Source organism: Cupriavidus sp. 22TCCZM01-5 (assembly GCF_057798915.1).
Window position 1 is genome coordinate 78690 of record NZ_JBYOJR010000010.1, and the last position, 25066, is coordinate 103755.

Annotated in this window: 28 protein-coding genes; 13 read left to right on the forward strand and 15 right to left on the reverse strand. The window is 66.4% G+C overall.

What is annotated here, in order from left to right:
* The first annotated feature begins 57 nt into the window (after positions 1–57).
* Together AC3FNH_RS12275 and AC3FNH_RS12280 are read left to right on the forward strand one after the other, a co-directional pair.
* Complete coding sequence (locus AC3FNH_RS12275) at positions 58–969, forward strand: LysR family transcriptional regulator (RefSeq protein ID WP_488720228.1); 912 nt, start codon at positions 58–60, stop codon at positions 967–969.
* A 20-nt stretch (positions 970–989) separates the two neighbouring features.
* Positions 990–1352: a DUF2784 domain-containing protein gene (locus AC3FNH_RS12280; RefSeq protein ID WP_488720229.1), complete on the forward strand. Its 363-nt coding sequence runs from the start codon at positions 990–992 to the stop codon at positions 1350–1352.
* A gap of 94 nt (positions 1353–1446) precedes the next feature.
* On the opposite strand, the gene AC3FNH_RS12285 is transcribed toward AC3FNH_RS12280, so the two are convergent.
* From AC3FNH_RS12285 to AC3FNH_RS12310, 6 genes are all read right to left on the reverse strand, one after another.
* On the reverse strand, positions 1447–2280 hold the full coding sequence (locus AC3FNH_RS12285) for a crotonase/enoyl-CoA hydratase family protein (protein ID WP_488720230.1): 834 nt from the start codon (positions 2278–2280) through the stop codon (positions 1447–1449).
* A 71-nt stretch (positions 2281–2351) separates the two neighbouring features.
* A complete protein-coding gene (locus AC3FNH_RS12290) occupies positions 2352–4016 on the reverse strand; it encodes a long-chain-fatty-acid--CoA ligase (RefSeq protein ID WP_488720231.1) in 1665 nt (554 codons plus the stop codon).
* 75 nt (positions 4017–4091) lie between these two features.
* Positions 4092–4877, reverse strand: coding sequence for an enoyl-CoA hydratase-related protein (locus AC3FNH_RS12295; RefSeq protein WP_488720232.1), 786 nt, complete (start codon positions 4875–4877; stop codon positions 4092–4094).
* A 31-nt stretch (positions 4878–4908) separates the two neighbouring features.
* Positions 4909–5709, reverse strand: coding sequence for an SDR family oxidoreductase (locus AC3FNH_RS12300; RefSeq protein WP_488720233.1), 801 nt, complete (start codon positions 5707–5709; stop codon positions 4909–4911).
* A gap of 508 nt (positions 5710–6217) precedes the next feature.
* Positions 6218–6910 carry a GntR family transcriptional regulator gene (locus AC3FNH_RS12305; RefSeq protein ID WP_488720294.1) on the reverse strand — a complete coding sequence of 231 codons (693 nt, stop codon included), beginning with the start codon at positions 6908–6910 and terminating at the stop codon, positions 6218–6220.
* A gap of 47 nt (positions 6911–6957) precedes the next feature.
* Positions 6958–8349 carry a C4-dicarboxylate transporter DctA gene (locus AC3FNH_RS12310; protein ID WP_488720234.1) on the reverse strand — a complete coding sequence of 464 codons (1392 nt, stop codon included), beginning with the start codon at positions 8347–8349 and terminating at the stop codon, positions 6958–6960.
* A 406-nt stretch (positions 8350–8755) separates the two neighbouring features.
* Between AC3FNH_RS12310 and AC3FNH_RS12315 the strand changes: the two genes are divergently transcribed.
* On the forward strand, positions 8756–10009 hold the full coding sequence (locus tag AC3FNH_RS12315) for an allantoate amidohydrolase (protein ID WP_488720235.1): 1254 nt from the start codon (positions 8756–8758) through the stop codon (positions 10007–10009).
* 56 nt (positions 10010–10065) lie between these two features.
* A complete protein-coding gene (locus AC3FNH_RS12320; RefSeq protein WP_488720236.1) occupies positions 10066–11334 on the forward strand; it encodes a M20/M25/M40 family metallo-hydrolase in 1269 nt (422 codons plus the stop codon).
* A gap of 206 nt (positions 11335–11540) precedes the next feature.
* On the opposite strand, the gene AC3FNH_RS12325 is transcribed toward AC3FNH_RS12320, so the two are convergent.
* The gene (locus AC3FNH_RS12325) at positions 11541–12116 is read right to left on the reverse strand and encodes a GNAT family N-acetyltransferase (protein WP_488720295.1); all 576 of its coding nucleotides are present in this window, start codon (positions 12114–12116) and stop codon (positions 11541–11543) included.
* A 142-nt stretch (positions 12117–12258) separates the two neighbouring features.
* Here AC3FNH_RS12325 and arsC point away from each other — a divergent pair, with 142 nt between their 5' ends.
* A complete protein-coding gene (gene arsC / locus AC3FNH_RS12330) occupies positions 12259–12618 on the forward strand; it encodes an arsenate reductase (glutaredoxin) (RefSeq protein ID WP_276098873.1) in 360 nt (119 codons plus the stop codon).
* Between the two features lie 82 nt (positions 12619–12700).
* Here the strand turns inward: arsC and AC3FNH_RS12335 are convergent, their stop codons facing one another.
* From AC3FNH_RS12335 to AC3FNH_RS12345, 3 genes are all read right to left on the reverse strand, one after another.
* Complete coding sequence (locus AC3FNH_RS12335) at positions 12701–12928, reverse strand: hypothetical protein (RefSeq protein WP_276098872.1); 228 nt, start codon at positions 12926–12928, stop codon at positions 12701–12703.
* A gap of 185 nt (positions 12929–13113) precedes the next feature.
* On the reverse strand, positions 13114–13761 hold the full coding sequence (locus AC3FNH_RS12340; RefSeq protein ID WP_488720237.1) for an exonuclease: 648 nt from the start codon (positions 13759–13761) through the stop codon (positions 13114–13116).
* A gap of 25 nt (positions 13762–13786) precedes the next feature.
* A complete protein-coding gene (locus AC3FNH_RS12345) occupies positions 13787–14437 on the reverse strand; it encodes an MBL fold metallo-hydrolase (RefSeq protein WP_276098870.1) in 651 nt (216 codons plus the stop codon).
* A 259-nt stretch (positions 14438–14696) separates the two neighbouring features.
* Here AC3FNH_RS12345 and AC3FNH_RS12350 point away from each other — a divergent pair, with 259 nt between their 5' ends.
* A complete protein-coding gene (locus AC3FNH_RS12350; protein WP_276098869.1) occupies positions 14697–15440 on the forward strand; it encodes a septal ring lytic transglycosylase RlpA family protein in 744 nt (247 codons plus the stop codon).
* A 66-nt stretch (positions 15441–15506) separates the two neighbouring features.
* Here AC3FNH_RS12350 and rsmI read toward each other — a convergent pair whose 3' ends face one another.
* On the reverse strand, positions 15507–16403 hold the full coding sequence (gene rsmI / locus AC3FNH_RS12355) for a 16S rRNA (cytidine(1402)-2'-O)-methyltransferase (protein ID WP_276098868.1): 897 nt from the start codon (positions 16401–16403) through the stop codon (positions 15507–15509).
* Between the two features lie 11 nt (positions 16404–16414).
* On the opposite strand from rsmI, the gene AC3FNH_RS12360 reads away from it, so the two are divergent.
* The 6 genes from AC3FNH_RS12360 to AC3FNH_RS12385 all read left to right on the forward strand — a co-directional run bounded on the left by AC3FNH_RS12360 (position 16415) and on the right by AC3FNH_RS12385 (position 21045).
* Positions 16415–16798, forward strand: a complete 384-nt coding sequence (locus AC3FNH_RS12360) for a YraN family protein (RefSeq protein WP_276098867.1) — start codon at positions 16415–16417, stop codon at positions 16796–16798.
* Between the two features lie 86 nt (positions 16799–16884).
* A complete protein-coding gene (locus AC3FNH_RS12365; RefSeq protein ID WP_276098866.1) occupies positions 16885–17472 on the forward strand; it encodes a phosphoheptose isomerase in 588 nt (195 codons plus the stop codon).
* A gap of 31 nt (positions 17473–17503) precedes the next feature.
* A complete protein-coding gene (locus tag AC3FNH_RS12370; RefSeq protein ID WP_276098865.1) occupies positions 17504–18322 on the forward strand; it encodes a BON domain-containing protein in 819 nt (272 codons plus the stop codon).
* A 128-nt stretch (positions 18323–18450) separates the two neighbouring features.
* Positions 18451–18777, forward strand: coding sequence for a c-type cytochrome (locus tag AC3FNH_RS12375; RefSeq protein WP_488720238.1), 327 nt, complete (start codon positions 18451–18453; stop codon positions 18775–18777).
* An 11-nt stretch (positions 18778–18788) separates the two neighbouring features.
* A complete protein-coding gene (locus tag AC3FNH_RS12380) occupies positions 18789–20048 on the forward strand; it encodes an FCSD flavin-binding domain-containing protein (RefSeq protein WP_488720239.1) in 1260 nt (419 codons plus the stop codon).
* Positions 20049–20145: 97 nt separating this feature from the next.
* On the forward strand, positions 20146–21045 hold the full coding sequence (locus AC3FNH_RS12385) for an EamA family transporter (protein WP_488720240.1): 900 nt from the start codon (positions 20146–20148) through the stop codon (positions 21043–21045).
* Between the two features lie 82 nt (positions 21046–21127).
* Here AC3FNH_RS12385 and AC3FNH_RS12390 read toward each other — a convergent pair whose 3' ends face one another.
* From AC3FNH_RS12390 to AC3FNH_RS12405, 4 genes are read right to left on the reverse strand one after another with little or no spacing between them, the layout of a single operon-like run.
* Positions 21128–21877: an amino acid ABC transporter ATP-binding protein gene (locus tag AC3FNH_RS12390; protein ID WP_488720241.1), complete on the reverse strand. Its 750-nt coding sequence runs from the start codon at positions 21875–21877 to the stop codon at positions 21128–21130.
* A gap of 1 nt (position 21878) precedes the next feature.
* Positions 21879–22571, reverse strand: a complete 693-nt coding sequence (locus AC3FNH_RS12395) for an amino acid ABC transporter permease (RefSeq protein WP_276098860.1) — start codon at positions 22569–22571, stop codon at positions 21879–21881.
* A 2-nt stretch (positions 22572–22573) separates the two neighbouring features.
* Positions 22574–23269, reverse strand: a complete 696-nt coding sequence (locus tag AC3FNH_RS12400; protein ID WP_276098859.1) for an amino acid ABC transporter permease — start codon at positions 23267–23269, stop codon at positions 22574–22576.
* 56 nt (positions 23270–23325) lie between these two features.
* Positions 23326–24171 carry an ABC transporter substrate-binding protein gene (locus AC3FNH_RS12405; protein ID WP_276098858.1) on the reverse strand — a complete coding sequence of 282 codons (846 nt, stop codon included), beginning with the start codon at positions 24169–24171 and terminating at the stop codon, positions 23326–23328.
* A 438-nt stretch (positions 24172–24609) separates the two neighbouring features.
* On the opposite strand from AC3FNH_RS12405, the gene AC3FNH_RS12410 reads away from it, so the two are divergent.
* Positions 24610–25026 carry an ArsR/SmtB family transcription factor gene (locus AC3FNH_RS12410; protein WP_488720242.1) on the forward strand — a complete coding sequence of 139 codons (417 nt, stop codon included), beginning with the start codon at positions 24610–24612 and terminating at the stop codon, positions 25024–25026.
* Positions 25027–25066 lie beyond the last annotated feature (40 nt).

Below are 25066 nucleotides of genomic sequence, written 5' to 3' on the forward strand. Positions count from 1 at the left end.
CAAGGTGCCAGTCCGGCGCCGATGCCGCACAATGGCGGGCAGGAGACGCAATACCCTATGGACAAACTCAAACAGATAGAAGCCTTTATCGCCGTGGTCGAGCATGGCAGCATGGCCGCCGCTGCGCTCACCCAGGACGTCACGCCGGTGATGATCGGGCGCCGCATCAACGCGCTGGAGGCGCGCATCGGCGTCAAGCTGCTGCACCGCTCGACGCGGCGCATCGTCGTGACCGAGCAGGGCGCCGTGTTCATGGAGCAGTGCAAGAAGGCGCTGGCCGACCTGGACCGCGCCGAGATGCTGATCGCCGAAGGCAAGCACAAGGCCACCGGCCACCTGATCGTGTCGGCCCCGGCCGCGTTCGGGCGCAAGCACGTGGCGCCGCATGCGCCGGCCTTCCTGGCGGCGAACCCGGAAGTGCAGATTTCCTTCAACCTGACGGACCGCGTCGTGGATCTGGTGCGCGAAGGGTATGACGTCGGCATCCGCATAGGTGGCGCCATCGACCCGAACTTCGTCGCCATCAAGCTGGCCGCGAACAAGCGCGTGGTGTGCGGCACGCCCGCGTACTTCGCAAAGCACGGCGTGCCGCTTACGCTGGACGATTTGCAGCACCACAACTGCCTGGCCTTCAATTTGCAGGGCGGCCAGCAGCGCGGCTGGTACTTCCAGCAGAACGGCAAGACCGTGACGGTGCGCGTCAACGGCAACCTCGACTGCAACGACGGCGAGCTGCTGCACCGCTGGACCGGGGAGCACCTGGGCCTGGGCTGGCGTTCCACGTGGGAGATCCTGCCGCAGCTCGAGAGCGGCGAGCTGGTCACCGTGCTGGATGAATACGCACTGCCGGACTACGACATCCTTGCCGTGTACCCGCAGCAGCGTCCGGTGCCGGCCAAGATCCGCTTCTTCATCGAGCACCTGAAGGCGCAGTTCGCACAACCCGGCTACTGGTCCGGCCGAACCTGACGAACGAGAGGAGGGCGCCGATGGCGGGGTGGCTGGCTGACCTGGTGGTCGTGGTCCACTTCCTCTTCATCGCCTTCGTGGTCGGGGGCGCTCTGCTGCTGTTCCGCTGGCCTCGCGTCGCGTGGGTGCACTTGCCGGCGGCAGCGTGGGGCGTGTTCGTGGAGTGGTCGGGGCGGATCTGTCCGCTGACGCCGCTGGAGAATGCGTTGCGCCGTGCGGCGGGCGAGGCGGGGTATGGCGGCGGGTTTGTCGAGCGCTACTTGTTGCCGGTGATTTACCCGGTCGGGTTGACGCCGGAGATTCAGCTCTGGCTCGGCGCGCTCGTGCTGGGACTTAACGTGGCGATCTATGTGTTGTGGTGGAGGCGCCGGAGACAGTCCTAGCTCACCGCTCACCGGTTATGACGATCGCGCGGTGCCTCCCCTCTCCCGCATGCGGCAGAGGGGAGCCAGGCAGCGGTAACGCCGGGCGTATCGCTCAGTCCCGTGCCGCCTCAAACTTCGGCGCACGCTTTTCCAGATTTGCCCGCACCGCTTCGCGCTGGTTGGGCGAACCGACCAGCTTGTCCTGCTCGACTGACTCGGCCATCAGGATAGCGGCGTTGTCGCCACCCTCGACCACTTCCATCAGCCGCTTGGCGGCGCGGATGGCGTGCGGGTTCTTCTGCGCGACCTGCCGCGCCGCCTCCAGCGCCGCAGCGCGCGGATCGTCCACGACGCGCGTGGCCAGGCCCAGTTCGCACGCTTCGGCGCCGGTGACGATGCGGCCCGTGTAGACCAGCTCGCGCAGCGCGTCCGGGCGCACCAGCCCGCGTGTCAGCACCATGCCCGCCATATCTGGCACCAGGCCCCACTTGATCTCCATGACCGAGAGCCTGGTGTCGGCCGTGACGAAGCGCACGTCAGCGCCCAGCGCCACCTGCAGGCCGCCGCCGAAGGCCACGCCATGCACGGCCGCGAACACGGGCACCGGCAGCTCGCGCCACACCATGCATGCGTACTGCGGACGATTGGAGATGCCGTGCGCGCGCGCGGCAAGTCGGCCCGGGCGGATGCCCGGATCGCCGCCCCCGCCGTTGCCGAGCATGCCGGCCATGCTTTCCATGTCCAGCCCCGCGCAGAACGCACGGCCTTCGCCCGACAGCACCACCGCGCGCAGGTCCGGGGTCTCGCGCAGCCGTTCGCCAGTGGCGATCAGCGCGTCGAACATCGCTGGGTCGAGCGCGTTCATCTTGTCGGCGCGGTTGAGGCGGACGTCGGCGACGCCGTCCTCGATGGTCACAATGATGCGGTCGGTGCTGCTGGCGCTCATGCGCGGCTCCTTCTGTGTTCGTTCAGTGTTGGGAATGGCTGCCCGCACCGCGGCGGCGCGGGCAGCCGGTCTTACGCCGTGCGCTCGTCTTGCGCGGTCGGCAGCACATAGTTCCGGTAGGTCTCGCGCAGCTTCAGCTTGAGCAGCTTGCCGGTGGCCGTATGTGGCAGCGCATCGACGAACACCACGTCGTCAGGCACCCACCAGCGCACTACCTTGCCCGCCAGGAAGGCGAGCAGCTCGGCCGGCGTGACATCCTGATCGGGCCGCTTCACCACGATCAGCAGCGGCCGCTCCTGCCACTTGGGATGGGGCACGCCGATGACGGCCGCCTCGGCCACGGCCGGGTGGCTCATGGTGGCGTTCTCCAGGTCGATCGAAGAGATCCACTCGCCGCCGGACTTGATCACGTCCTTGGCGCGGTCCACCAGCTGCACGTAGCCTTCAGGGTCGATATTGGCCACGTCGCCAGTATCGAACCAGCCGTCGTTGTCGAGCGCGTCATGCTCGGCCTTGAAGTATCCCGAGGCAATCCACGGTCCGCGCACCTTGAGCCGGCCGAACGCCTTGCCATCGTGCGGCAGCGCCTGGCCTTCGTCGTCCTCGATGCGCAACTCGACACCCCACAGCGCGCGGCCCTGCTTGAGCTTGATCCTGAGCTGCTCGGCCTCGCCGAGGCCGGCATGCTGCGGCAGCAGCGTGTTGATCACGCCGATCGGGCTGGTCTCGGTCATGCCCCAGCCCTGCATCAGCGTCGCGCCGAACTGCTTTTCGAAGCGCTCGATCATGGCCGCCGGTGCGGCGGAGCCACCCACGCCGGCCACGCGCAGCACCAGCTCGTCGCGCGGGTTGATTTCAGGGTGCGCGTCCAGGTACTGGAACAGCATCAGCCACACCGTGGGCACTGCGGTGGAGTAGTTCACGCGCTCGTCGCGCAGCAGCCGGTACACGCTTTCGCCGTCGAGGTGCTGGGCCGGCAGTACCATCTTCGCGCCGTTCATCGCGCACGCGTAAGGCAGGCCCCACGCGTTGGCATGGAACAGCGGCACGATCATCAGGATGCTGCTGGCCGGACTCACGCCGAAGGTGTCGGCGCCGCTGGCCTTGAGGCTGTGCAACACCGTGGACCGGTGCGAGTAAAGCACGCCCTTGGGGTGGCCCGTGGTGCCGGACGTGTAGCACAGCGACGACGCGGTGCGCTCGTCGAACTGGGGCCAGTCGAAATCCTCACTGCTGCCGGCGAGCAGGTCTTCATAGCAGAGCAGGTTCGGAATGCCCATCGCAGCCAGCGCCGCCATGTGCTCGGGATCGGTCATGGCGACGTAGTGCCTGACCGTCTTGAGCTGCGGCGCGAGCTTCGCGACCAGCGGCGCGAAGCAGCTGTCGAAGCACAGCACGCTGTCTTCGGCGTGGTTGACAATGTATTCGATCTGCTCGGGGAAAAGCCTCGGGTTGACCGTATGCAGCACGGCGCCCGAGCCCGACACGCCGAAATACATCTCGAGGTGCCGGTGCGTATTCCACGCCAGCGTGCCGACGCGGTCGCCTTCGCTCAGGTCGAGCTTGGCGAGCGCGTTGGCGAGCCGCTTCGAGCGGCGATGCACCTGCTCATAGTTGCTGCGCACCGTGCCGCCTTCCACGGTGCGCGAGATGATCTCCTGTTGCGGGTGGTACGCCGTCGCGTACTCGATCAGCGATGAAATCAACAACGGACGGTCTTGCATGAGGCCCAGCATGATGCGTCTCCTTGTGTTGTTCTCGTGATGCCCCGGGATGCCATCCCGGGGGTAATGCAAACGGCGATGGAGCGCTCAGCGGCCCTTGAACTGCGGCGGCCGCTTGGCCACGAAGGCGGCCACGCCTTCGCGGAAGTCCTCGCTGCGGCAGGCCAGCGACTGCTGCGTCGCCTCCAGCTCGAGCTGCGCCGCCAGGTCGTTGCCGGAGCTGGCGTTGAGCGCCTGCTTGATCAGCCCATAGGCGAAGGTCGGCATGTTGGCCAGGTGGTTGGCCATCCTGGCGGCCTCGGCCTGCAGCGCGTCGTCGGCGTGGACCTTCCATACCAGGCCAATGCGCTGGGCTTCTTCCGCATCGATCTTCTCGGCCAGGATGGCCAGCGCACGCGCGCGCATCTCGCCCGCGTAGCGCGGCACGAAGTACGTGCTGCCGGCATCGGGCACCAGGCCGATCTTCGAGAATGCCTGCAGGAACGAAGCCGACTTCGCCGCCAGCACCACGTCAGCGGCCAGCGCGATGCTCATGCCGGCGCCGGCGGCAACGCCGTTCACGGCGCTGATCACGGGCTTGGGCATCTCGCGCAGCTTGAGGATGATCGGGTGATAGCGTTCGCGCAGCAGCGCGCCGGAGTCGGCCATCTCGCCGCCGGCATTCTGGCGCGCGGACAGGTCCGCGCCCGAGGAGAAGCCGCGGCCGGCGCCGGTCAGCACGACGGCGCGCACGGACTCATCGGCGGCGGCCCGGTCCACGGCCGCGCGCAGCTCGCGCAGCAGGTCGGCGTTGAGCGCGTTCAGGACGTCGGGACGATTCAGGGTGATGGTGGCCACGCCTTCGCTGGCGTGGCAGAGCACGGGGGAGGTCATCGGGCTGTATTCCTTCGGATGATCTTGGGGTTCAGTTGGTCTTCAGGGCGTTGGCCGAGGCGTCGCCGAGCTTGCTGCCGCCGTCGCAGTCCAGGATGGTGCCGGTCACGTAGCGCGCGTTGTCGCAGCTCAGGTACAGCGCGGCATCGGCGATGTCCTGCTTGCTGCCGTAGTCGCGCAGCGGCAGGCGGCCCTTGTAGAGCGCTTCCATCTCGGGCGTCGGTGCCAGGCGCGCCATGCCTTCCGTCTCCGCGATCGGGCCGGGAGAGATGCCGTTCACGCGCACGCCGGCCGGGCCCCATTCCATCGCCAGGCACTTCACCAGCATGTTGATGCCGGCCTTGGCCGCGCACGCGTGGGCCTGGAACATCATCGCGTTCACGCCCTGCGGCGCGGTGATCGCGATCAGCGATGCGCCGGGTTTGTTCAGGTAGTCGAACGACGCGCGGAACACGTTGAACGTGCCGATCAGGTCGATGTCGACCACGGTCTTGAAGCCGTTGGCCGACATGCCGACCACCGGCGCCAGGAAGTTGCCGGCCGCGCCCGAGATGACGATGTCGATCGGGCCGAGCGTGTCGCGCGCCTGTTTCAGCGCGGCGTCCACGGTGGCGTAGTCGCGCACGTCGGCGGCCATGCCGATGGCGGTGCCGCCGGCCTCGGTGATGGTGGCCGCGGCGGCTGCAACGCGCGCCGGGTCGCGGCTGATCAGCGCGAGCTTTGCGCCGGCGCGGGCAAAGCTCTGGGCAATGCCAAGGTTGATGCCGGACGAGCCACCAGCCACGAAGACAGTCTTGCCGGCGAGCGCGTCAGGGCGGAATGCACTGGACATGGGATTCCCTCTGTTGAGTGGGTGAGCGAGACAAGGCACCGGCTTGCGTGCGGCATGCCGGCGGTTCACGTAAAGGGAGGCAGGGGAAGCAGGGCCAGGTTCAGCGCGGTGCGCGCGCGCTTGGCCAGGTATTGCGGCAGTTGCGGCAGGGGTCAGGGTGGGTGCAAGCGTGCATGGGTGTCTCCTGTCTGTCGTTATCGCTGGCTCGGGCCTGCGACATGCTAACCCGAAGACGGATTCCGTTCATGCACGCCCTGCGCAATGCCGCGCCGCAACACCGGAAATTATGTGGCGCCACGCGGCGGCGCGGCAATCGGCGAAGACAGGCTTACAAAAAGAAAAAGCCCGCACCATTAAAAGAAAAAGCCCGCACACCATTGCGGTGGGCGGGCGGCCTGCCAGATAGATCGGGTAGGCGCAGTGCCCGTGAAGTGCGCCCCCGCGTCTTCACGAGCGGGGTCAATATTGCATCGCAGTCAGCGCAAACGCTTTGACCGGCGTCAAGCAGTCAGGCGAGCAGCGCCGCAACCAGGTCCTTGCCGCGTGCCGCGGGTTCGTTTTCCTCGAAGTGCAGGGCGGCCTCGACGTGGCTCAGGTGGTCGACCATCAGCGACACGGCGCGCTCGACATCGCCGGCACGGGCGGCTTCGATGAATTCGCGATGCTCGTCGGACGAGCAGGCCGCATCGCGCCGCGACTGGTACAGCATGGTGATCACCGCGCTGCGCGTCGACAGCTCGCGCATCATCTCGGTCAGCACGCTGTTGCCGACCACTTCAGCCAGCACGATGTGGAAATCGCCTAGCAGCCGGGTGCGGGTCTGCGCGTCGATGCCTTCGATCGACTTGCGCTCGGCGGACAGGTGCTTGTCGATGCGCTTGTAGTCGGCCGGGCGCGCCTTGGCGACGAACTCGCGCGCGAGCGCCGCTTCCAGGATGCGGCGCACGGCAAAGACCTCGCGCGCTTCCTCGGCGCTCGGCTTGGCGACGAAGGCGCCCTTGTCCGGCACGATCTGGATGACCTTGTCCTTGGACAGCATCAGCAGCGCCGCGCGCACCTTGGTGCGGCTCACGCGGTAGACGCTGGCCAGGGCTTCCTCGCGCAGCTTGGTGCCCGGGGGCAGCCGGTGCGAGACGATCGCCGCGACGATGTCTTCGGCGATCGCTTCGGCGGTCATGTCGGGATCGATATGCTCGGGCATGGCTTGCATGGGCGCAGGGCCTGCGCGTTGGAGGAAATGCCGAGATTCTAGCGCCCCGCCGCGGGTGACGGCACAGGCGCCACGGCTTCGGCCGCATCGGCCACCGGCAGGCCCTCGTCCAGCTCGGTGGCCGGCACCTTGCCATTGAGCACGTCGTGCGCGCGGCCGCGGTCGATATCCTTCTCCCAGGCCGCCACCACCACAGTGGCCACGCAGTTGCCGATCAGGTTGCCCAGGGCGCGGGCAATGCCGATGAACCAGTCGACGGAAAGCACCAGCACCAGGCCGATGGCCGGGATGGCCGGATGCGCCGACAGCGTCGCCGCCAGGATCACGATGGCCGAGCCGGGGATGCCATGCGCGCCCTTCGAGGTGATCAGTGCCACCGCGAGGATGCCGAGCAGGTCGCCCATGGCCAGCGGCGTGTTGGTGGCCTGCGCGATGAACACGGCTGCCAGGGTCAGGTAGATCGAGAATGCGTCGAGGTTGAACGAGTAGCCGGTCGGGATCACCAGGCCGACCACGGACTTCTTGATGCCCATGAACTCGAGCTTCTTCATCACCTGCGGCAGCACGCTGTCGGACGAGGCAGTGCCCAGCACCACCAGCAGTTCGGCGCGCAGGTAGCGGATCAGCTTGATCACGGAGAAGCCGGACAGCCGCATGATGGTCCCCAGCACCACGAGCACGAAGATGATTACCGCGCCGTAGAACAGCACCACCAGGAAGCCGAGTTGCTTGAGCGAGCCGATGCCGTACTTGCCGACCGTGAACGCGACTGCGCCCAGCACACCCAGCGGAGCGAGCTTGATGATGAAGCCCATCATCTTGAACAGGGTGTGGGAGAAGGTGTCGACCAGGCTCACCAGCGGCTTGGCCTTTTCCCCGACCAGCGACAGCGCACAGCCGAACAGCACCGAGACCAGCAGCACCTGCAGCACGTCGCCGCTGGCGAAGGCGCCCATGATCGTGTTCGGAATCAGCTTGAGCAGGAAGTCGGCCGTGCCCTCGCTCTTCACCTTGGTGGCGTTCTCGATGTAGCCTGCAATCGCGGAAGCATCGAGCGAGCGCGGATCCACGTTCATGCCCGTGCCCGGATGGAACACGTAGGCCAGCAGGATGCCAAGCGCCAGCGCTATGGTGGTGACGATCTCGAAGTACACCACCGCCTTGATGCCCACGCGGCCGACCTTCTTGAGTTCGCCCGCGCCGCAGATGCCGGCCACGACCACGCAGAACACGATGGGGCCGATCAGCATCTTGACCAGCTTGATGAAGGCATCGCCAAGCGGCTTGAGCTTGGCGGCGAACTCGGGGAACAGTATGCCGAGCACCGTGCCGATCACGAGGGCGATCAGCACCTGGCCGAACAGCGAGCGGGTAAAGCGGGTGTGGAGGCGGCCACCAGGGGCGGGGCGCGACTGGACTGCGTGCTGCATGGTTGTCTCCGTACCGGGTCGCTGCCTGGCGCCTTTCGCTGGCCCGCCCGTTATCTGATTCCAGGAATGCCTGCCGCCCGTACTGCATTCACCATCCGGGCTGCCGGCCTGCCGTTCAGGACGCACCGTCGGGTCACGGACGCATCACTTCGCGGACAGCCCCCCTGTTGGGGCGGAATCCGCGCAATCCATTGTTGGGACGGGATTGTCCGCAGCAGATTGTCTGAACGTTGGACCGAATATAGTGCATATAATTTTTGTATGCAATTTTTGAATTCACTGTGCTACCATGAATCGCACAGAATAGAGCTTCGGCCCTGGGCGCCTTTAACCAGACAGCGCCCCGACTGGCGCCCCCGCCAGCCCGCGTGCCGCCGCTTCAAGTCCTTCCAGCAGGAGACAACGCATGGCAGCAAACCAGTCGCCGGCCGCAGACATCGGCACGCGCATCATGGCCTGGCACGACGCCCTGGCCGTCCACACCGAGCAGCCCGGCATGCTCACCCGCACCTACCTGACCGAAGCCCACCACGGTGCCGCCGCGCAGCTGACCGAGTGGATGCAGGCCGCGGGCATGACGGTGCGCCGCGACGCCGCCGGCAACGTGATCGGCCGCTATGAAGGTACCGAGCCGGGCGCCCCCGCGCTGCTGACCGGTTCGCACTTTGACAGCGTGCGCGACGGCGGCCGCTATGACGGCAATCTCGGCGTGATCCTGCCGATTGCCTGCGTCGCCGAATGGAACCGCCAGGGCAAGCGTTTCCCGTTCGCCGTCGAGGTGGTCGGGTTCGCGGAAGAAGAGGGCGTGCGCTTCAAGGCCACGCTGCTGGGCAGCCGCGCGATTGCGGGCACTTTCGACAACAACGTGCTGGACAACGTCGACGACAGCGGCAAGACCATGCGCGAGGTGATGGCCGCGGCCGGCTTCGACCCGGCCGGCCTGCCGGCCGCCGCGCATGACCCGAAGCAGGTGCTGGCCTTCATCGAAGTCCATATCGAACAGGGCCCGGTGCTGCTCAACGAAGGCCTGCCGGTCGGCGTAGTGACCGCCATTTCCGGCGCGAGCCGCTTCATCGTCGAACTCGAAGGCCTGGCCGGCCACGCCGGCACGGTGCCAATGGACATGCGCCGCGACGCGGCCATGGCCGGTGCCGAGATCGGCCTGTACATCGAGAAGCGCTGCGGCGGCAAGCCGGGCCTGGTCGGCACGGTCGGCCAGTTCAACGTGCCCAATGGCGCCACCAACGTGGTGCCGGGCCGCGCGGTGTTCTCCATCGACATCCGCTGCGGCGAAGACGCCGAGCGCGAGGCCGCCGTCAATGACGTGCTGGCCGAAATCGAACGCGTGTGCGCACGCCGCAACGTGCGTGCGCAGGTGCGCAAGACGCACGAAGCCAAGAGTGTTCCCTGCGCCCCGTGGCTGCAGGAGCAATGGGCCGCCGCCATCGCCCGCCAGGGCGTGCCGGTGCGCCACCTTCCCTCCGGCGCCGGCCATGACGCCATGGCCATTGCCGCGATTGCCGACGTGGCCATGCTGTTTGTGCGCTGCGGCAACGGCGGCATCAGCCACCACCCCACCGAAATCATGACCGCCGAGGACGCCCAGCTGTCCGCGCGCGTGTTCAGCGATTTCGTCGAGCAATTCCGGCGCCAGCAATAAGCCGAGCGCGCCTGGAGCGCTTCCTGAAGCTACAGCACAATCCCCGAGAACAAGACATGACCGCACGAGACAATATGAACCCGATCGAAACCACGCTGACGACGTTCATCGACCAGCACCGCCCGCAGCAGGAAGCCTTCCTGGCCGAGCTGGTCAAGGTGCCTTCCGACAACCCGCCGGGCGACTGCGACGCCCATGGCAAGCGCGCCAAGGAACTGCTCGAAGGCCTGGGCTTCACCGTCGAAGCGCACAAGGTGCCTGACGAGCAGGTGAAGGCCGCCGGCATGATCAGCGCCACCAACCTGATCGTGCGCAAGCAGTTCGGCACGGGCGGCCCGGTCATCGCCATGAACGCCCACGGCGACGTGGTGCCCCCGGGCCTGGGCTGGACCAAGGACCCGTACGGCGGCGAGATCGCCGATAGCGAGCACGGCCCGGTCATGTACGGCCGCGGCGTGGCCGTGTCCAAGTCGGACTTCGCCACCTACACCTACGCCGTGCTGGCGCTGATGGAAGCCGAGAAGCAGGGCGCCAGGATCAACGGCGCGGTCGAGCTGCAGTTCACCTATGACGAGGAAACCGGCGGCGACATCGGTCCCAAGTTCCTGCTCGACAACAACCTGAGCAAGGCCGACTACGCGATCTCGGCCGGCTTCTCGTACGGCATCACGTCGTCGCACAACGGCTGCCTGCACGTCGAAGTGACCGTGAAGGGCAAGCAGGGCCACGCCGCCATGCCGCACACCGGCGTGGACGCGATCGAGGCCGCCACGCACATCCTGCAGGCCATCTACGGCCTGCGCGCCGAACTGGCCACGCGCAAGTCCAAGGTGCCGGGCATCGACACCGCCACGCTGAACGTCGGCCTGATCAAGGGCGGCATCAACACCAACGTGGTGCCGGACCTGGTGACCTTCCGCGTCGACCGCCGCATGATCCCCGAGGAAATCGGCTTCGACGCCGAGGGCGAGATCCGCGCCGTGGTGGAAAAGGCCGCCAAGGACCGTCCGGGCATCGAAGTGAAGGTCGAGCGCATCATCCTGGCCGAGCCGCTGTCGGAACTGCCGGGCGTGGAAAAGCTGATCGGCGCGCTGAAGAGCCGTGCCGAGTCCGTGTTCGGCGTGGACATCCCGGTGCAGGGCGTGCCGCTGTACACCGACGCGCGCCACTACACCAAGCGCGGCATCCCGACCGTGCTGTACGGTGCCGGCCCGCGCACGCTGATGGAAGCGCGCGGCCACAACTCGGACGAGAACCTGCGCCTCAATGACCTGAACCGCGCGACCAAGGTGGTGGCGCTGGCGCTGTCGGACCTGATGAAGTAAGCCGGCAGCCATACCATCTTGAAGACAGCCCGCAGCGATGCGGGCTGTTTTGGTTTCTGCCTTCCACGCAGCCCCACCGAATGCCACGAACCTACAAATAGATGCACGGGATAAATCAAATTAAAATTTATCGCCGTCAAATTATTCTCAAATCCAATGATTAGAGCAGCTGAGTGCGTTTCTATGCACCAAGCTGGTGGCTCCGCCTACTCCGGCAGACTGCCTCGCCCGGTTCCAAGCTCGCGCTGCATCAATACCGTGTCGATCCACTGCCCATGCTTGAAGCCGACCGCTTCGAGCCGGCCGACCGTGCGGAAACCCAGCCGCTCATGCACGGCCAGCGACCCCGCGCCCTCGCCGCTGGCGGTGCACGCAACGACCGCCACCATCTGCCGCCACGGTCCGGTCTCGCAGCGCGCGATCAGCGCTTCCAGCAACGTCCGACCCAGGCCCTCGCCGACACAGCGGTGGTCGATGTAGATGGAGTCCTCGATCGCGAAGCGGTAAGCGCTGCGCGCGCGGTACGACGACGCGTAGGCATATCCCAGCACCTCGCCGTCGCGCTCGGCGACCAGGTAGGGCAGGCCCTTGCGCAGGACTTCGGCCATGCGCTGCTGCATGTCGTCGACGCTTGGCGGCACTTCCTCGAACGAAGCGCGGCCGTGCAGCACATGATGGGCGTAGATGGCCTGGATGGCCGGCACATCGGCCGGTCCGGCATCACGCAGGGTGAAGGTCTTGCGCTGCCGCACCGTGGGTGCCGGCATGGAGGAGTTCGTCATGGTCGAGGTGGACACGCCGCAATCCGCGGGAAGATAAATATGCACCGGAACAGCACGATGCGTGCCGGGCTCCGCCGACGAGCTTGCACTGCGCCGGTGCACGTATATAGTGCGTGATTATTCGACAAGAAGGACGCCTGCCATGATCACGATCTATCACAACCCTCGCTGCTCGAAATCGCGCGAAACGCTGGCCCTGGTCGAGGCCGCCGCCGAACGCCTCGGCGAACCGGTGGAGGTCGTGGAGTACCTGAAGGCCCCGCCGTCGCTGGCCACGCTGCGCCAGCTTCAGACCATGCTCGGTGTGTCGGCGCGCGAGATGCTGCGCGACAACGAAGCGCCATACCAGGAACTGGATCTGGCCGATCCTGGCCTGACCGACGCAGAGCTGCTGGCTGCCGTGGCTGACAATCCCATCCTGCTGCAGCGGCCGGTGGTGGTGCGCAACCGCCGGGCGGCCATCGGACGCCCGCCGGAGAAGGTCGCCGCGCTGCTCGCCTGATCCGCAGCGACGAAATAAAACCGGCCTTCACAAAGTGAAGGCCGGCCCGGTCAGTCAAGCTGGATCGCTTCAGGCGAGTCGTTTAATGAACACCCAACCAGTGCATGGCTTCCTGACCGAAAGCGATTGCCGCCAACACCACGAGCAGCACGACCAGCGTGACCGTGCTCACGTACAGGGTCGCCTTGGCGACTTCGGCATCCTCGTCCGAGGTGTGGCGGTGAGTGATCTGCGTGTCATTGCGCGCGGGATGCGGCCAATGGATCCGGCCGGCCAGTTCCTTGAAGTGCAGGTCGGTAGGAAATCGCATGATCGACACCTCCTCGACGGGAGCCGCGCAGGCCGGGCGACAGGGGAACGCAGGCAGATGGCGTGATTGCGCTTGGTCCGCGAATCGCAAGTCGTCAGGTTTCACCCGGTGTCGCCACCTGCATCTTTACTATAGGCGGGCTGGGCGCAGATGCCAGCCCGCGCACATATGCCGCCACGGGTCGCTTAGGGCGCTAACGGTGGAGGTGAAGGTTCGCTTACGTCAGAAGCCTCACCAGAAGCCAGCCTGGCTTCACGGGCGCGGACTTCTGCAAGCATATTGCAGAACAGGGCTCCCTGTTCCAGGGCGTCGTCCAGGGCCACGTGCGTATGGGGCAGCGGGTCTTTCCATGCGTCCGGGAAGGCCGGCTTGACGGTCTTGCGGTACGGCAGCCCGGTCAGCGCGAAGCCCAGCGTCTTGACGTCGAGCGCGGCCCAGCCGAACGGCGAGCGGCCGACGAAGCGCATCATGTACCAGAACATCCACGTGAAGTCGAAGCCGGCCGGAAACGCCACGAAGACCGGCTTGCCGGGCAGGCGCTCGACCCATTCGACGTAGCGCACCATGGCCTCCTCAGGCCGTTGCAGGTCGCGGCGGCAGGCGGTCCAGGCTTCGGGCTGGGTCTCCCACCATTGCATCTGGACCGGATGACCTACCGCCCCCGGCAGCGTTTCCAGGTTCGCCGAGAACGTGCCCACCACGGTCTTGTCCGCCAGCATGGCAGCCGAGGCGAACGACAGCATCGAATGCGGGCCGGGAATCGGCCCGTCGGCCTCGATGTCCGTGCTGACGTAGATTTCCGGGCGGGTATCGGGGGCTTGCCGCTTGGCCATGGCGCTTGCTGGGATGGCCCGCGGGTCAGGCCGCGTCGATGAGGTGGTCGGCGACGTAGGGGTTGTTGCGGCGTTCCTCGCCGAACGTCGACACCGGACCGTGGCCGGGGATGAAGGTCACGTCCTCGCCCAGCGGCCACAACCGCGTGCGGATCGAGCGGATCAGGTCCGCATGGTTGCCGCGCGGAAAATCCGTGCGGCCGATCGAGCCGGCAAACAGCACGTCGCCGACAACCGCAAGCCGGTTCCCGCGCGAAAAGAACACCACGTGGCCGGGCGTATGGCCCGGGCAGTGATAGACCTCGAGCGTTTCGCCGCCGAACTGGACGGTATCGCCGTCCTTGAGCCAGCGATCGGGCTCGAACGCCTCGGGGTGGCCAAAGCCGAAGCGGCGGGTTTGTTCCGGAAGCTGTTCGATCCAGAAGCGCTCATCCTCGTGCGGGCCCTCGATGGGGATGCCGAGCTGGCGCGAAAGCGCCGCGGCACCGGCGCAGTGGTCCACGTGGCCATGCGTCAGGAAGATCTTCTCCAGCGTCACGCCCTGCTCCTTCACGGCCTCCAGGATGCGGTCCAGGTCGCCGCCGGGATCGCAGACGGCTGCCTTGCCGGTGTGCTCGTCGATCAGCAGCGAACAGTTTTGCTGGAAGGGCGTAACGGGGATCAGCAGGACTTTCATGGGTGATTTTTCGTAGGCCGCGGCGGGCTCGGTCACATGCGGCGGGTTGTGTCGGCATTGTAGCGCCGGCCGGCCGCAAGGCCCGTTTCCTGCTCTGAATATGCAGTTTGAAGCACAGCCATCCTGGTATTGGCCGACAGCCGGAATCCCTTGCCTGGCGGTGGATTCCGGGGAATTGACCGGCCTTCGTGCGAGATCGCACATAATTCGTAACAAAATCAATGCTATAGCTGCATCGGTACGATGATAGACTCGCGCGATGTCTTGGATTCTGTCGATCTCCTCCGGCTGGCAGCGGCTGGCAAAACTGGGCACATGCACGGCATGTGCCGTGGTGCTGGCCGCCTGTGCAACGCCGCCCGAGGGCGGCGATTCTTTGGGCGCCGGGGCTTCCGGCGCGGTGCCGACCAAGTCTGCCCGCACGTCGAAAACCGCCAAGGCCGACAAGCCCGATACGGGCAGCTGGAACCTGTTTGGTCTCGATCAGGACGACAGCAGCCTGAGCGGCCGTTCGCTGGACGGCCTGCGCGCCGACATGGGCTCGTTCGAGCAGCGCGGCATGGCGTCCTGGTACGGCAAGGGCTTCCATGGCCGCAAGACCGCCAACGGCGAACGCTTCGACATGCGCGCGATGACCGCGGCCCATCCGTCGCTGCCGCTCGACAGCTGGGTGCTGGTGCGCAACCTGCGCAACAACAAGGTGGCCGTGCTGCGCATCAATGACCGTGGCCCATACCATGGCAACCGCGTGCTCGACGTGTCCTATGGCGCCGCGCGCCGGCTGGGCTTTGTCGACCACGGCGCCACGCAGGTGGAAATCCGCCGCCTGTCGCGCACCGAAGTGGCTGCGCTGGGACCGCAGTTCGAGGCTGGCGGCAACGAAGCCGGCGACGGCGCCGGCGATGACGATGTCGCAGTGCCCGAACTGGCCAACTCGCTCGCGCCCAAGTCGGGCAAGGCGTCCGCGAAGGCCAGGTCGACGGCCAAGCACAAGCGCCGCTGATGCGGCGCGGGCCGACGCATGCCGCCGCGCGCCCCGGCCCTCTTTTCCGCCTTTCTCCGCTTTCCCTCAGTCCCCGCCGCGCTGCGCCAGCGCCAGCTTGTAGAGCGCATCGGTATCCGCGCCAGTGATCGCGGCGGCCAGCTTGGCCGCACGCTTGGCGGGCAACTCCGCCAGCAGCAACGACAGGACGCGCTGCGCTTTGGCGTCGGGCGCACCGTCAACCACAGTCCCCGCCGCACCTTCCACGACCAGCACGAATTCGCCCTTGGCGCGGGTGGCCTCTGCCGCCAGCCACGCAGGCGCCTCGGCCACGGTCATCACCGGGATTTCCTCGAACAGCTTGGTCAGCTCGCGCCCCACCAGCAGCCGGCGCGTGCCCGGCAGGCCAGCGGCCAGCGCAGCCAGCGTCTCGGCAATGCGGTGCGGCGCCTCATACAGGACCCAGGCGTGGTCGAGCGCAGCCAGCGTGGCGATAGCCTCGGCGCGTGCCTTGGCTTTGCTCGGCAGGAAGCCGACAAAGGTGAAACGGCCAGCGCCGGTGTCGAGCATCTCGCCGGCGACCGACAGCGCCGCCACGGCGGCACTGGGGCCGGGCAGCGGCACCACCGGCAGGCCAGCGGCGCGCACGGCCTCCACCAGCCGTGCGCCAGGATCGGAAATGCCCGGCGTGCCGGCGTCCGACACATAGGCAATGCGCTCGCCGGCGGCCAGGCGCTGCACGATGCGGACCGCGGCCTCGCGTTCGTTATGTTCATGCACGGCGACCAGCGGGCGCTGCAGGCCCACGCGCGACAGCAGTTGCCCGGTATTGCGCGTGTCTTCGCAGGCAATGGCATCGGCCAGGCCCAGCACATGCAGCGCGCGCAGCGACAGGTCCGCCACATTGCCGATCGGGGTCGCCACGACGTACAGCGTGCCGGCCGGGTACGACTGGCCGGCCGCCAGCGAGATCCAGTCACTCATGAGAACTTCCGTTGATTCGATCATTCAAAAGCACGACGCAGGCGCGCGGCGCGCTGGCCGAGGACCGCGCGCTTGCCCACCTGCAACGGCACGGCTTGCAGCCCGTGGTGCGCAATTATCGCTGCAAAGGCGGCGAGATCGACCTGGTCATGTGCGCGCCGGACGGTACGCTGGTGTTTGTCGAGGTGCGCCAGCGCAGTGCGGCCGCGTTTGGCGGCGCGGCGGCCAGCGTGACGCCGGCCAAGCAGCGGCGCGTGGTACTGGCGGCGCTGCATTACCTGGCGACGCTGGCGCAGCAGCCGCCGTGCCGGTTCGACGTGGTGGCGCTGGCGCCGGGCCGGCTCGAATGGCTGCAGCACGCCTTCGACCTGGATGCCGCCGGCGGCCTTTGCTGATCGCGGCTGACCGGCCGCGCTGGTTCATAATGCGCGATATTGCGCGGCCCGTGCCGCCACTGCAACAATAAGGCCCCCATCGAGCGATGAGCATCGAAAGCATTCAGCAGCAATTCCTGGACAGCGCCGAAACCAAGCGCCAGGCCGCGGCCGTGATGGCGCCGTATATCGACGCCGCCGTGGAACGCATGGTCGGCGCGCTGACCAGCGGCAACAAGATCCTGGCCTGCGGCAACGGCGGTTCGGCCGCCGACGCCCAGCATTTCGCCGCCGAGCTGGTCGGCCGCTTCGAACGCGAGCGGCCCGGCCTGGCGGCAATCGCGCTGACCACGGACAGCTCGATCCTGACCGCCATCGGCAATGACTACGACTTCAGCGTGGTGTTCTCCAAGCAGGTCGAGGCGCTGGGCCAGCCCGGCGACATCCTGCTGGCACTGTCCACGTCGGGCAATTCCGGCAATGTGATCACCGCGATCGAGGCCGCGCGCCAGCGCGACATGAGCGTGATCGCACTGACCGGCAAGGGCGGCGGCAAGATCGGCGCCATGCTCGACGAATTCGATATCCACCTGTGCGTGCCGAGCGAGCGAACGGCGCGCGTCCAGGAAGTCCACCTGCTCACCCTGCATTGCCTGTGCGATGGCATCGACGAGGCATTGCTCGGCGAAGCCTGATCCACTTACCCCAAGCTACAGCAAGGACAGCATGACCAAACTGCCTTTCCAAGCCACCCGACTGACCCGCATCGCGCTCACGGCCGCCATGCTCGCCGTCGGTACCACCCAGCTCGCCGGCTGCTTCCCGGTCATGGCCGGTGCCGTGGCCAGTGGCGTGGCGGTTGCCACCGACCGTCGCCCGACCGCCACGCAGACCGTCGACCGCGGCCTGCAGATGGAGGCCGACAGCACGCTGAGCTCGCGCTACAACGGCCAGGCGCGCGTGAGCGTCACCGTGTTCAACCGCAAGGTGCTGCTGACCGGCGAAGCCGCGAACGACAATGTGAAGCAACAGGTCGACCAGTACGTGCGCGGGCTGCAGAACGCGCGCGTGGTAATCAACGAGCTCGAGATCGCGTCGTCGCCGTCGTTCCTGACGCAGAGCGAGGACGCCTACCTGACCAGCAAGGTCAAGACCCAGCTCATGACCGCCGAGGGCGTGCCGTCCAACTCGATCAAGGTCACCACCGACAAGGGCGTGGTCTACCTGCTGGGCATCGTCACCACGGCCGAAGGCGACCGCGCCACGGAAGTGGCCCGCAACACCAGCGGCGTCGCCAAGGTGGTCAAGGCTTTCGACTACGTGAGTGATGCCGAGCGCGCGCGCCTGGACCAGGCCTCCACCTCGCAGAACCCGCAGCCGGACGGCACCGTCGGTACGCCGGCGCCCGTGCAGTCGGTGCCGGGCGTCGGAGGTCCGGTCAATGCGCCGGCCGACTCGTCGGCCGGCAATGGCGCCGTTGCGACTCCGGTGACGTCGCCGGTGGCTTCCCCGGTGGCACTGCCTCCGGGCCGCAGCCTGCCCTGAGCCGCATCCGAACCCACCGTCAGGCAGCACCGGCTGCCTGACGTCATGCGGATTTCGTTCCGTCCGCCCGCGTGCAATGTGATACGGTAGCCACGCGCCGCCCGCCGGGCGGTCCACGGAGCGAGACCATGACAAGGATCCCCATGCCCGCGGCGCTGGCCGTGCTGGCCTTGCCGATCGCGTGCGGCACCGCCTCCGCGGCCGACAACGACGCGTCGGCGCTGCGCGCCCGCAATCATGCCGCGGCCTGCACCAGCTGCCATGGTCCGCACGGCCGCCCGCCTGCGGGCAGTCCCATTCCCGCGCTGGCCGGCCGCCCCCAGTCAGAACTCGTCTCGCAGATGCAGGCGTTCAAGGCCGGCACGCGCCCGGCTACGGTCATGCACCAGATTGCCAACGGCTACAGCGACGACCAGGTCGCCGCGATTGCCGCGTGGTTTGCCGCCATCAGGTGAGGGGGGGCACCATGCAACGTCGCAACTTTCTGAAGGTGGCGGCCGGCGCCGCTGCACTGGGTACGCTGGGCGCACGCGCAGCCGCGCCGGCAAAGGTGGTGGTGGTCGGCGCCGGCTACGGCGGTGCCACGGCGGCGCGCTACCTGCGCGAATGGAGCGGCCACACCATCGACGTCACGCTGGTGGAGCCCAATGCGGCCTTCGTATCGTGTCCGCTGTCCAACCTCGTGATCGGCGGCAGCCGGCGCATGGCGGACATCACCGTGCCATACGACGCCCTGGTGCGCCGCCACGGCGTGAAGCTCGTGCGCGACAACGCGGTGGCGATCGACGCCGCCCGGCGCACGGTGCGCCTGGGCGGCGGCGCGGTGCTGCCGTACGACCGCCTGGTGCTGTCGCCCGGCGTCGACATGATGAGCGACGCGCTGCCCGGTCTGCAGCGTCCCGGCGGCGACCAGATCCTGCATGCCTGGAAGGCGGGCCCCCAGACGCTGGCATTGCGGCGCCAGCTCGAAGCCATGCCGGACGGCGGCACCTTTGCGATCAGCATTCCGCTGGCGCCTTACCGATGCCCGCCGGGGCCCTACGAGCGGGCCTGCCAGGCGGCGCACTATTTCAGCCGGCACAAGCCGCGCAGCAAGGTGCTGATCCTGGATGCCAATCCGGACATCACCTCGAAGGCGGCGCTGTTCCGGAAGGTCTGGGGCACGCAGTACCAGGGCATGGTGGAGTACCGGCCGCAATACAACGCCGTCGATGTCGACGCCGCCACGCGCACGCTCAAGTTCGACGTGCAGGATGACGAGCGGGCCGACGTGCTCAACGTGCTGCCGCCGCAGCGTGCTGGCGCAATTGCCGTGTCGGCGGGGCTGGCCACCGCCAATGGCCGGTGGTGCGAGGTGGATTTCCTGACGTTCGAATCGCTTGCCGTGCCGAATATCCACGTGCTCGGCGACGCCATCCAGATTGCGCCGCTGATGCCCAAATCGGGACATATGGCCAACCAGCACGGCAAAGTCGCCGCGGCGGCCATTGTCGCGCTGCTATCGGGTCGTGCCCCGGATTCCGAGCCGCTCTACAACAACACCTGCTACAGCTTCACGTCCGATCGCGAAGCGGTGCATGTGGCGAGTGTGCATCGCTACGACGCCGCGCAGAAGACGATGGTGACGGTGCCAGGTTCTGGCGGGCTGTCGGCGGCGCCGAACGCGCCGGAGGGGGATTTTGCCCTGGCATGGGCAAAGGGAATCTGGGCCGACATGCTGAGTTAGCCGTCTCGGCAAAAACCGCAGGAACGTGCAATGCCCCGGCGCGGGGCACTGCTACGCTGGGGCTTTCCGAATCCGCCCCCGCGCCGCCCCCGTTCCCATGCACCCCAAAGACCGCCTCCTAGCCCTAGCCATCGTCTGCGTCTGGGGCGTCAACTTCGTCGTCATCAAGGTCGGCCTGGCGGGCGTTCCGCCGATGCTGCTGGGCGCGCTGCGCTTCTGCCTGGTGGCGTTTCCGGCCATCTTCTTCGTCCCGCGCCCGCGCGTGCCGCTGCCCATGCTGCTGGCCTATGGCGCGACCATCAGCCTCGGGCAGTTCGCGTTCCTGTTCTACGCGATGGCGGTCGGCATGCCGGCCGGGCTGGCCTCGCTCGTGCTGCAGTCGCAGGTCTTCTTCACAGTGGGCATCGCGGCGCTGTGGCTGGGCGAGCCCGTGCGCTGGCACAACCTGGCCGGCATGATGGTGGCCGCCTGCGGACTGGTGCTGATCGGCTCGGGCGCTGCAACGGGTACGGCTCCGGGCAGCATGAGCGTTGCCGGCTTCCTGCTGACGCTGTGCGGCGCGGCCTGCTGGGCCAGCGGCAATATCGTCAGCAAGAAGATCGGTCCGGTCGACCTGCTGGGCCTGGTGGTCTGGGCGGCGCTGATTCCGATCGTGCCGTTTGCGCTGCTGTCGCTGTGGTTCGAAGGGCCGGCGCGCATTACGGCAAGCCTCACGCACGTCTCGGGCATGGCCGTGTTCGCGGTACTGTATCTGGCGTTCGCCGCGACGGTGTTCGGCTACACCATGTGGGGCAGGCTGCTGACCCGCTATCCGGCCAGCCAGGTGGCGCCGCTCACGCTGCTGGTGCCGGTGGTCGGCCTGGTGGCTGCGCACGGGCTGCTGGGCGAAGACCTGTCGCCGGCCCAGTGGCTCGGCGCCGCCGTGGTCATGGCCGGCCTGCTGCTCAACGTGTACGGCGGCCGCTTCTGGGCTGGCCGCCCGCTGGCACGTCGCTAGCGTCGGCGCAGGCGCGCCCCTTGGCGCAGTCAGTTCAACGCAGCGGGGACGCCCGGATTCATTCTCCGAATCCGGTCCGCCATCAGGCGACGACGGCGGACACCCAGGGCGAGCGGATATCGGACAGGAAGCGTTGCGCGCGCGGATGCTCGGGCTTCTGGAAGAACCGCTCCGGCTTGGCGCGCTCGAGCACCTGGCCCTGGTCCATGAAGATCACGCGATCCGCCACTTCGCGCGCGAAGCCCATTTCATGCGTGACGCACACCATGGTCATGCCGTCACGCGCCAGCCCCTTCATGACCTGGAGAACTTCATTGACCATCTCCGGGTCGAGCGCGGAGGTCGGTTCGTCGAACAGCATGACAGGAGGCTTCATCGCGAGCGCGCGCGCAATGGCGACACGCTGCTGCTGGCCGCCCGACAATTGTCCCGGGTAGGCCTGCGCCTTGTGCGGCAGGCCAACGCGTTCCAGCAGGCTCATGGCAAAGTCCTTCGCTTCGCGTGCTGACATCCGCTTGAGCCGCACCGGCGCGAGCGTGCAGTTGTCGAGCACCGTCAGGTGCGGGAACAGGTTGAACTGCTGGAAGACGAAGCCGATGCCGCTGCGCAACGTGTTGACATCGACATTGCGCGCGTGCACGTCCAGGCCGTTCACGACGATGCGGCCTTTCTGGATGGCTTCCAGCCGGTTCAGGGTCCGGATCAGCGTCGACTTGCCAGAGCCCGAAGGCCCGCACACGACCACGACTTCGCCTTTCGCTACCGTTTCGTTGATATCCACCAGCGCCTGATAGTCGCCGTACCACTTGCTGACATTCTCAAGGGTAATCATTTCACACCTTCATCGGGGCACGCGCGGCAAGCCTGCGCTCAAGCAGATAGGCAAAGCGGGTCAGTCCAAAGCACATGACGAAGTAGCTGAACGCGAGCAGCAGGTAGACCTGGGCCGCCTGGGTAAGCATCTGCGTGCTGATCTGACCGGAGATGAATGAGGCTTCCGGCAGGCTGATGATATAGCCCAGTGACGTCTCCTTGATCGTCGACACCAGCTGGTTCACCAGCGAGGGCAGCATATTGCGCAAGGCCTGCGGAAGAATGACCAGGACCATCGCCTGAACGTATGACAAGCCGAGCGACCGCGCGCTCTCCATCTGGCCGCGCGGCAGCCCCTGGATCCCGGCGCGCACGATCTCGGCCAGGTAGGCGCCGTCGAAGATCACGAGCGCGGTCAGCATGGTCGTGAACTGCGCCGTGCGATGGCCCGTCACCGTGGGCAGCAGGAAGTACGCCCAGAAGACCACCATCAGCAGTGGCGTTCCCCGCACGATATAGACGAGCGCTGTGGCCGGCCAGCGCAGTGTGCGGAACGGGCTCACCCGGCACAGCCCCAGGGTGATCCCGACGGGCAAAGCCAGCACGAGTCCGGCCGACGCCAGCAGTATCGTCAGCAGCAGGCCGCCCAGCGGACCGTTGGGATACTGGCCGATAAGAAAGTAGACGCCATACGTCTGGATGACATCAAGCATGGCTACGCGCTCCTTACCGGATACCGGCGCTGATACCACACGGACACCAAGGTGATGGTCATCGAAATGGTAAGGTAAGCCAGCGTGGCGAACGCGAACGATTCAAAGCCGCGGAACGTGGCGCTTTCCACCTGCTGCGCCTGGTACATCAGTTCCGCCACGCCGATCACCATGGCAATGCTTGAGTTCTTCCAGAGATTCAGGGTCTGGCTAACCAGTGGCGGCACGGTAATGCGCAGCGACTGGGGTAGTACGACCAATCGCATCGCTGCCAGGAAGCTCAAGCCCAGCGCGCGGCTGGCCTCGAGCTGCTCCTTCGGTATGGAGCGAATGCCGCTGCGAATATCCTCGGCCATATAGGCCACCGTATACAGCACCAGGGCGATCAGCGCGCTGACGGCTTCATAGTTGTGTTCGTACAACCAGCTCCTGAGCGCCAGGGGCAGCAACTGCGGCGCGCCGAAATACCAGAACAACATGTGCGCGAGCAGCGGCACATTGCGGATGGCTTCGACGTAGACTTGTCCAAGGGCCCGCAAGGGCGCAAATGGCGCGAGACGCAAGAGGGCCACCACGATGGCGAGCGGCAGAGAGATCACGAACGTGAGCGCCGACAGCTTCAGCGACATCACGAATCCGCTGACCAGCCATTCGTGGTACTGGCCGGACAGCAACATCGACAGGTGGAAATTGGGCATGGCGTGCAACTGCCCGGCATGGTGCCGGGCAGCGCTTCAGGGAAGGTGACCGAAACTCAGTCGATCTTGTCGGTGGAGATCTTGAACGCGCGCGGCGGGAAGTTCATCTTCGTCGTTGGCCCGAACCACTTGTCGTACAGCTTCTGCGCTTCGCCGCTGGATTCCATGGCCAGCAAGACCTTGTTGACCTGGGCGTGAAGGGCGGGCTCGTTCTTGCGCAGGCCCAGCGCGAGATGTTCCGTCGAAAGGTACTGCGGCACCAGCGTGTAGTCCTTGGCGGCGGGCCCAAGCTTCGAGAAATTGCTGACCAGCGAGGTCTCGTCGTTGACATACGCAACGCCCTTGCCCTGTTGGAGCGCCAGCAGCGCCTGCGGGCTGTTGTCGAACGACACCACCGAGGCGTTCTTGATCTTGGCGGCGATGTTGGTTTCCATCGTCGAGCCCTTGACGGTCAGGACCTTCTTGCCGTCAAGCTGTTCGAGGGTCGTGATGCCGCTGCTCTTCGTGACCATGGCCTTCTGGCCGGTGATGAAGGTCGACAGCGAGAAGTCGATCTGGGACTCCCGCTCCTTGTTGTGCGTCAGCGAGGCGGCAAGCAGGTCGACGTGACCTTGCTGGAGCTCGGGAATGCGCGCGGCGACCGCGATCTGCTTGAGCACCGGCTTGACGCCCAGGCTCTTGGCGACCGCATTGCACAGGTCGACGTCATACCCGACAATTTCGCGGCTGGACGGATCCTTGATGAAGCTGAACGGTTCGTCAGTACCGAGCACGCCGCATACCATTTCGCCCTTGGCCTTGATATCGGCGACCTGATCGGCATGGGCATGCACCGCCATCAGCGCAAGCGCAGACAGGGCGGCCAGGCGGGCAATCCGAACAATACCTTTCTCTTCTTGCATGTCTCCTCCTCCTCCTTTTGAAATATTGTCCTGGCAGGGTCGAGCTGTATTCTATTTTCCCGTCTGCCTTTGGGAAGACAGGGCTAACCCCATCCTTTCAACGCCCGTATTCCGGCTTGAGACCAGCTGGATACGCTCCTTCGGTTGAAATCATAGAGTCCCGCTCGAGGAAAGGATTTTCGAAGAACGCCGCCCCAGCGTCTCATCAGTAGAATAAATTTCTATGCGACGGACGTAACAAGGAATTCAATGCTCGAAGAGCTAAAATGTGGACGTCTGTCGGGCTCGGGACATATTGAGTTTGGTACTGACCTGGCGACACGGGCGCAAGAAGCGGTGAGGCCCATGCCGCTGCTCGGCCGGTCGTAGATTCCGCGCTGTATCGCAGCGTGTATTGCAGCGTGTATTGCAGCGTGTATTGCAGCGGGTAAACACTATATGCGCATTCGCGCATATACGAATATATTGGATCTCATGGAAGAGCTGGATCGCGTGTTCGAAAAGGTGTCGGGGTATTTCAGCCTGCTGGCGGAGCCTACGCGGCTGAAGATCCTGCACGCCCTGTGCGATGGCGAGAAGCCGGTGAACACGGTGGTCGAGACGGTGGGTTCGTCCCAGACCAATGTGTCGCGGCATCTCAACGCGATGTACCGCTCGGGCGTGCTGTCGCGCCGCAAGGAGGCGAACCTGGTGTATTACGCCATTGCGGACGAAAGCGTGGTGGAGCTGTGCCGCACGGTCTGCGTGCAGGTGGCCAGCCGGCTGGAGGACAATGCCCTGACCTCCGGCGCGGTGGACCGTTTCATGGCCCAGCCCGCACCACCCCCCGCCCGGCGGCGCAAGGCCGCGCAGTAGCCTGGCTCTTCCTGCAAACCGCATCAGAACAGGCGCGCCG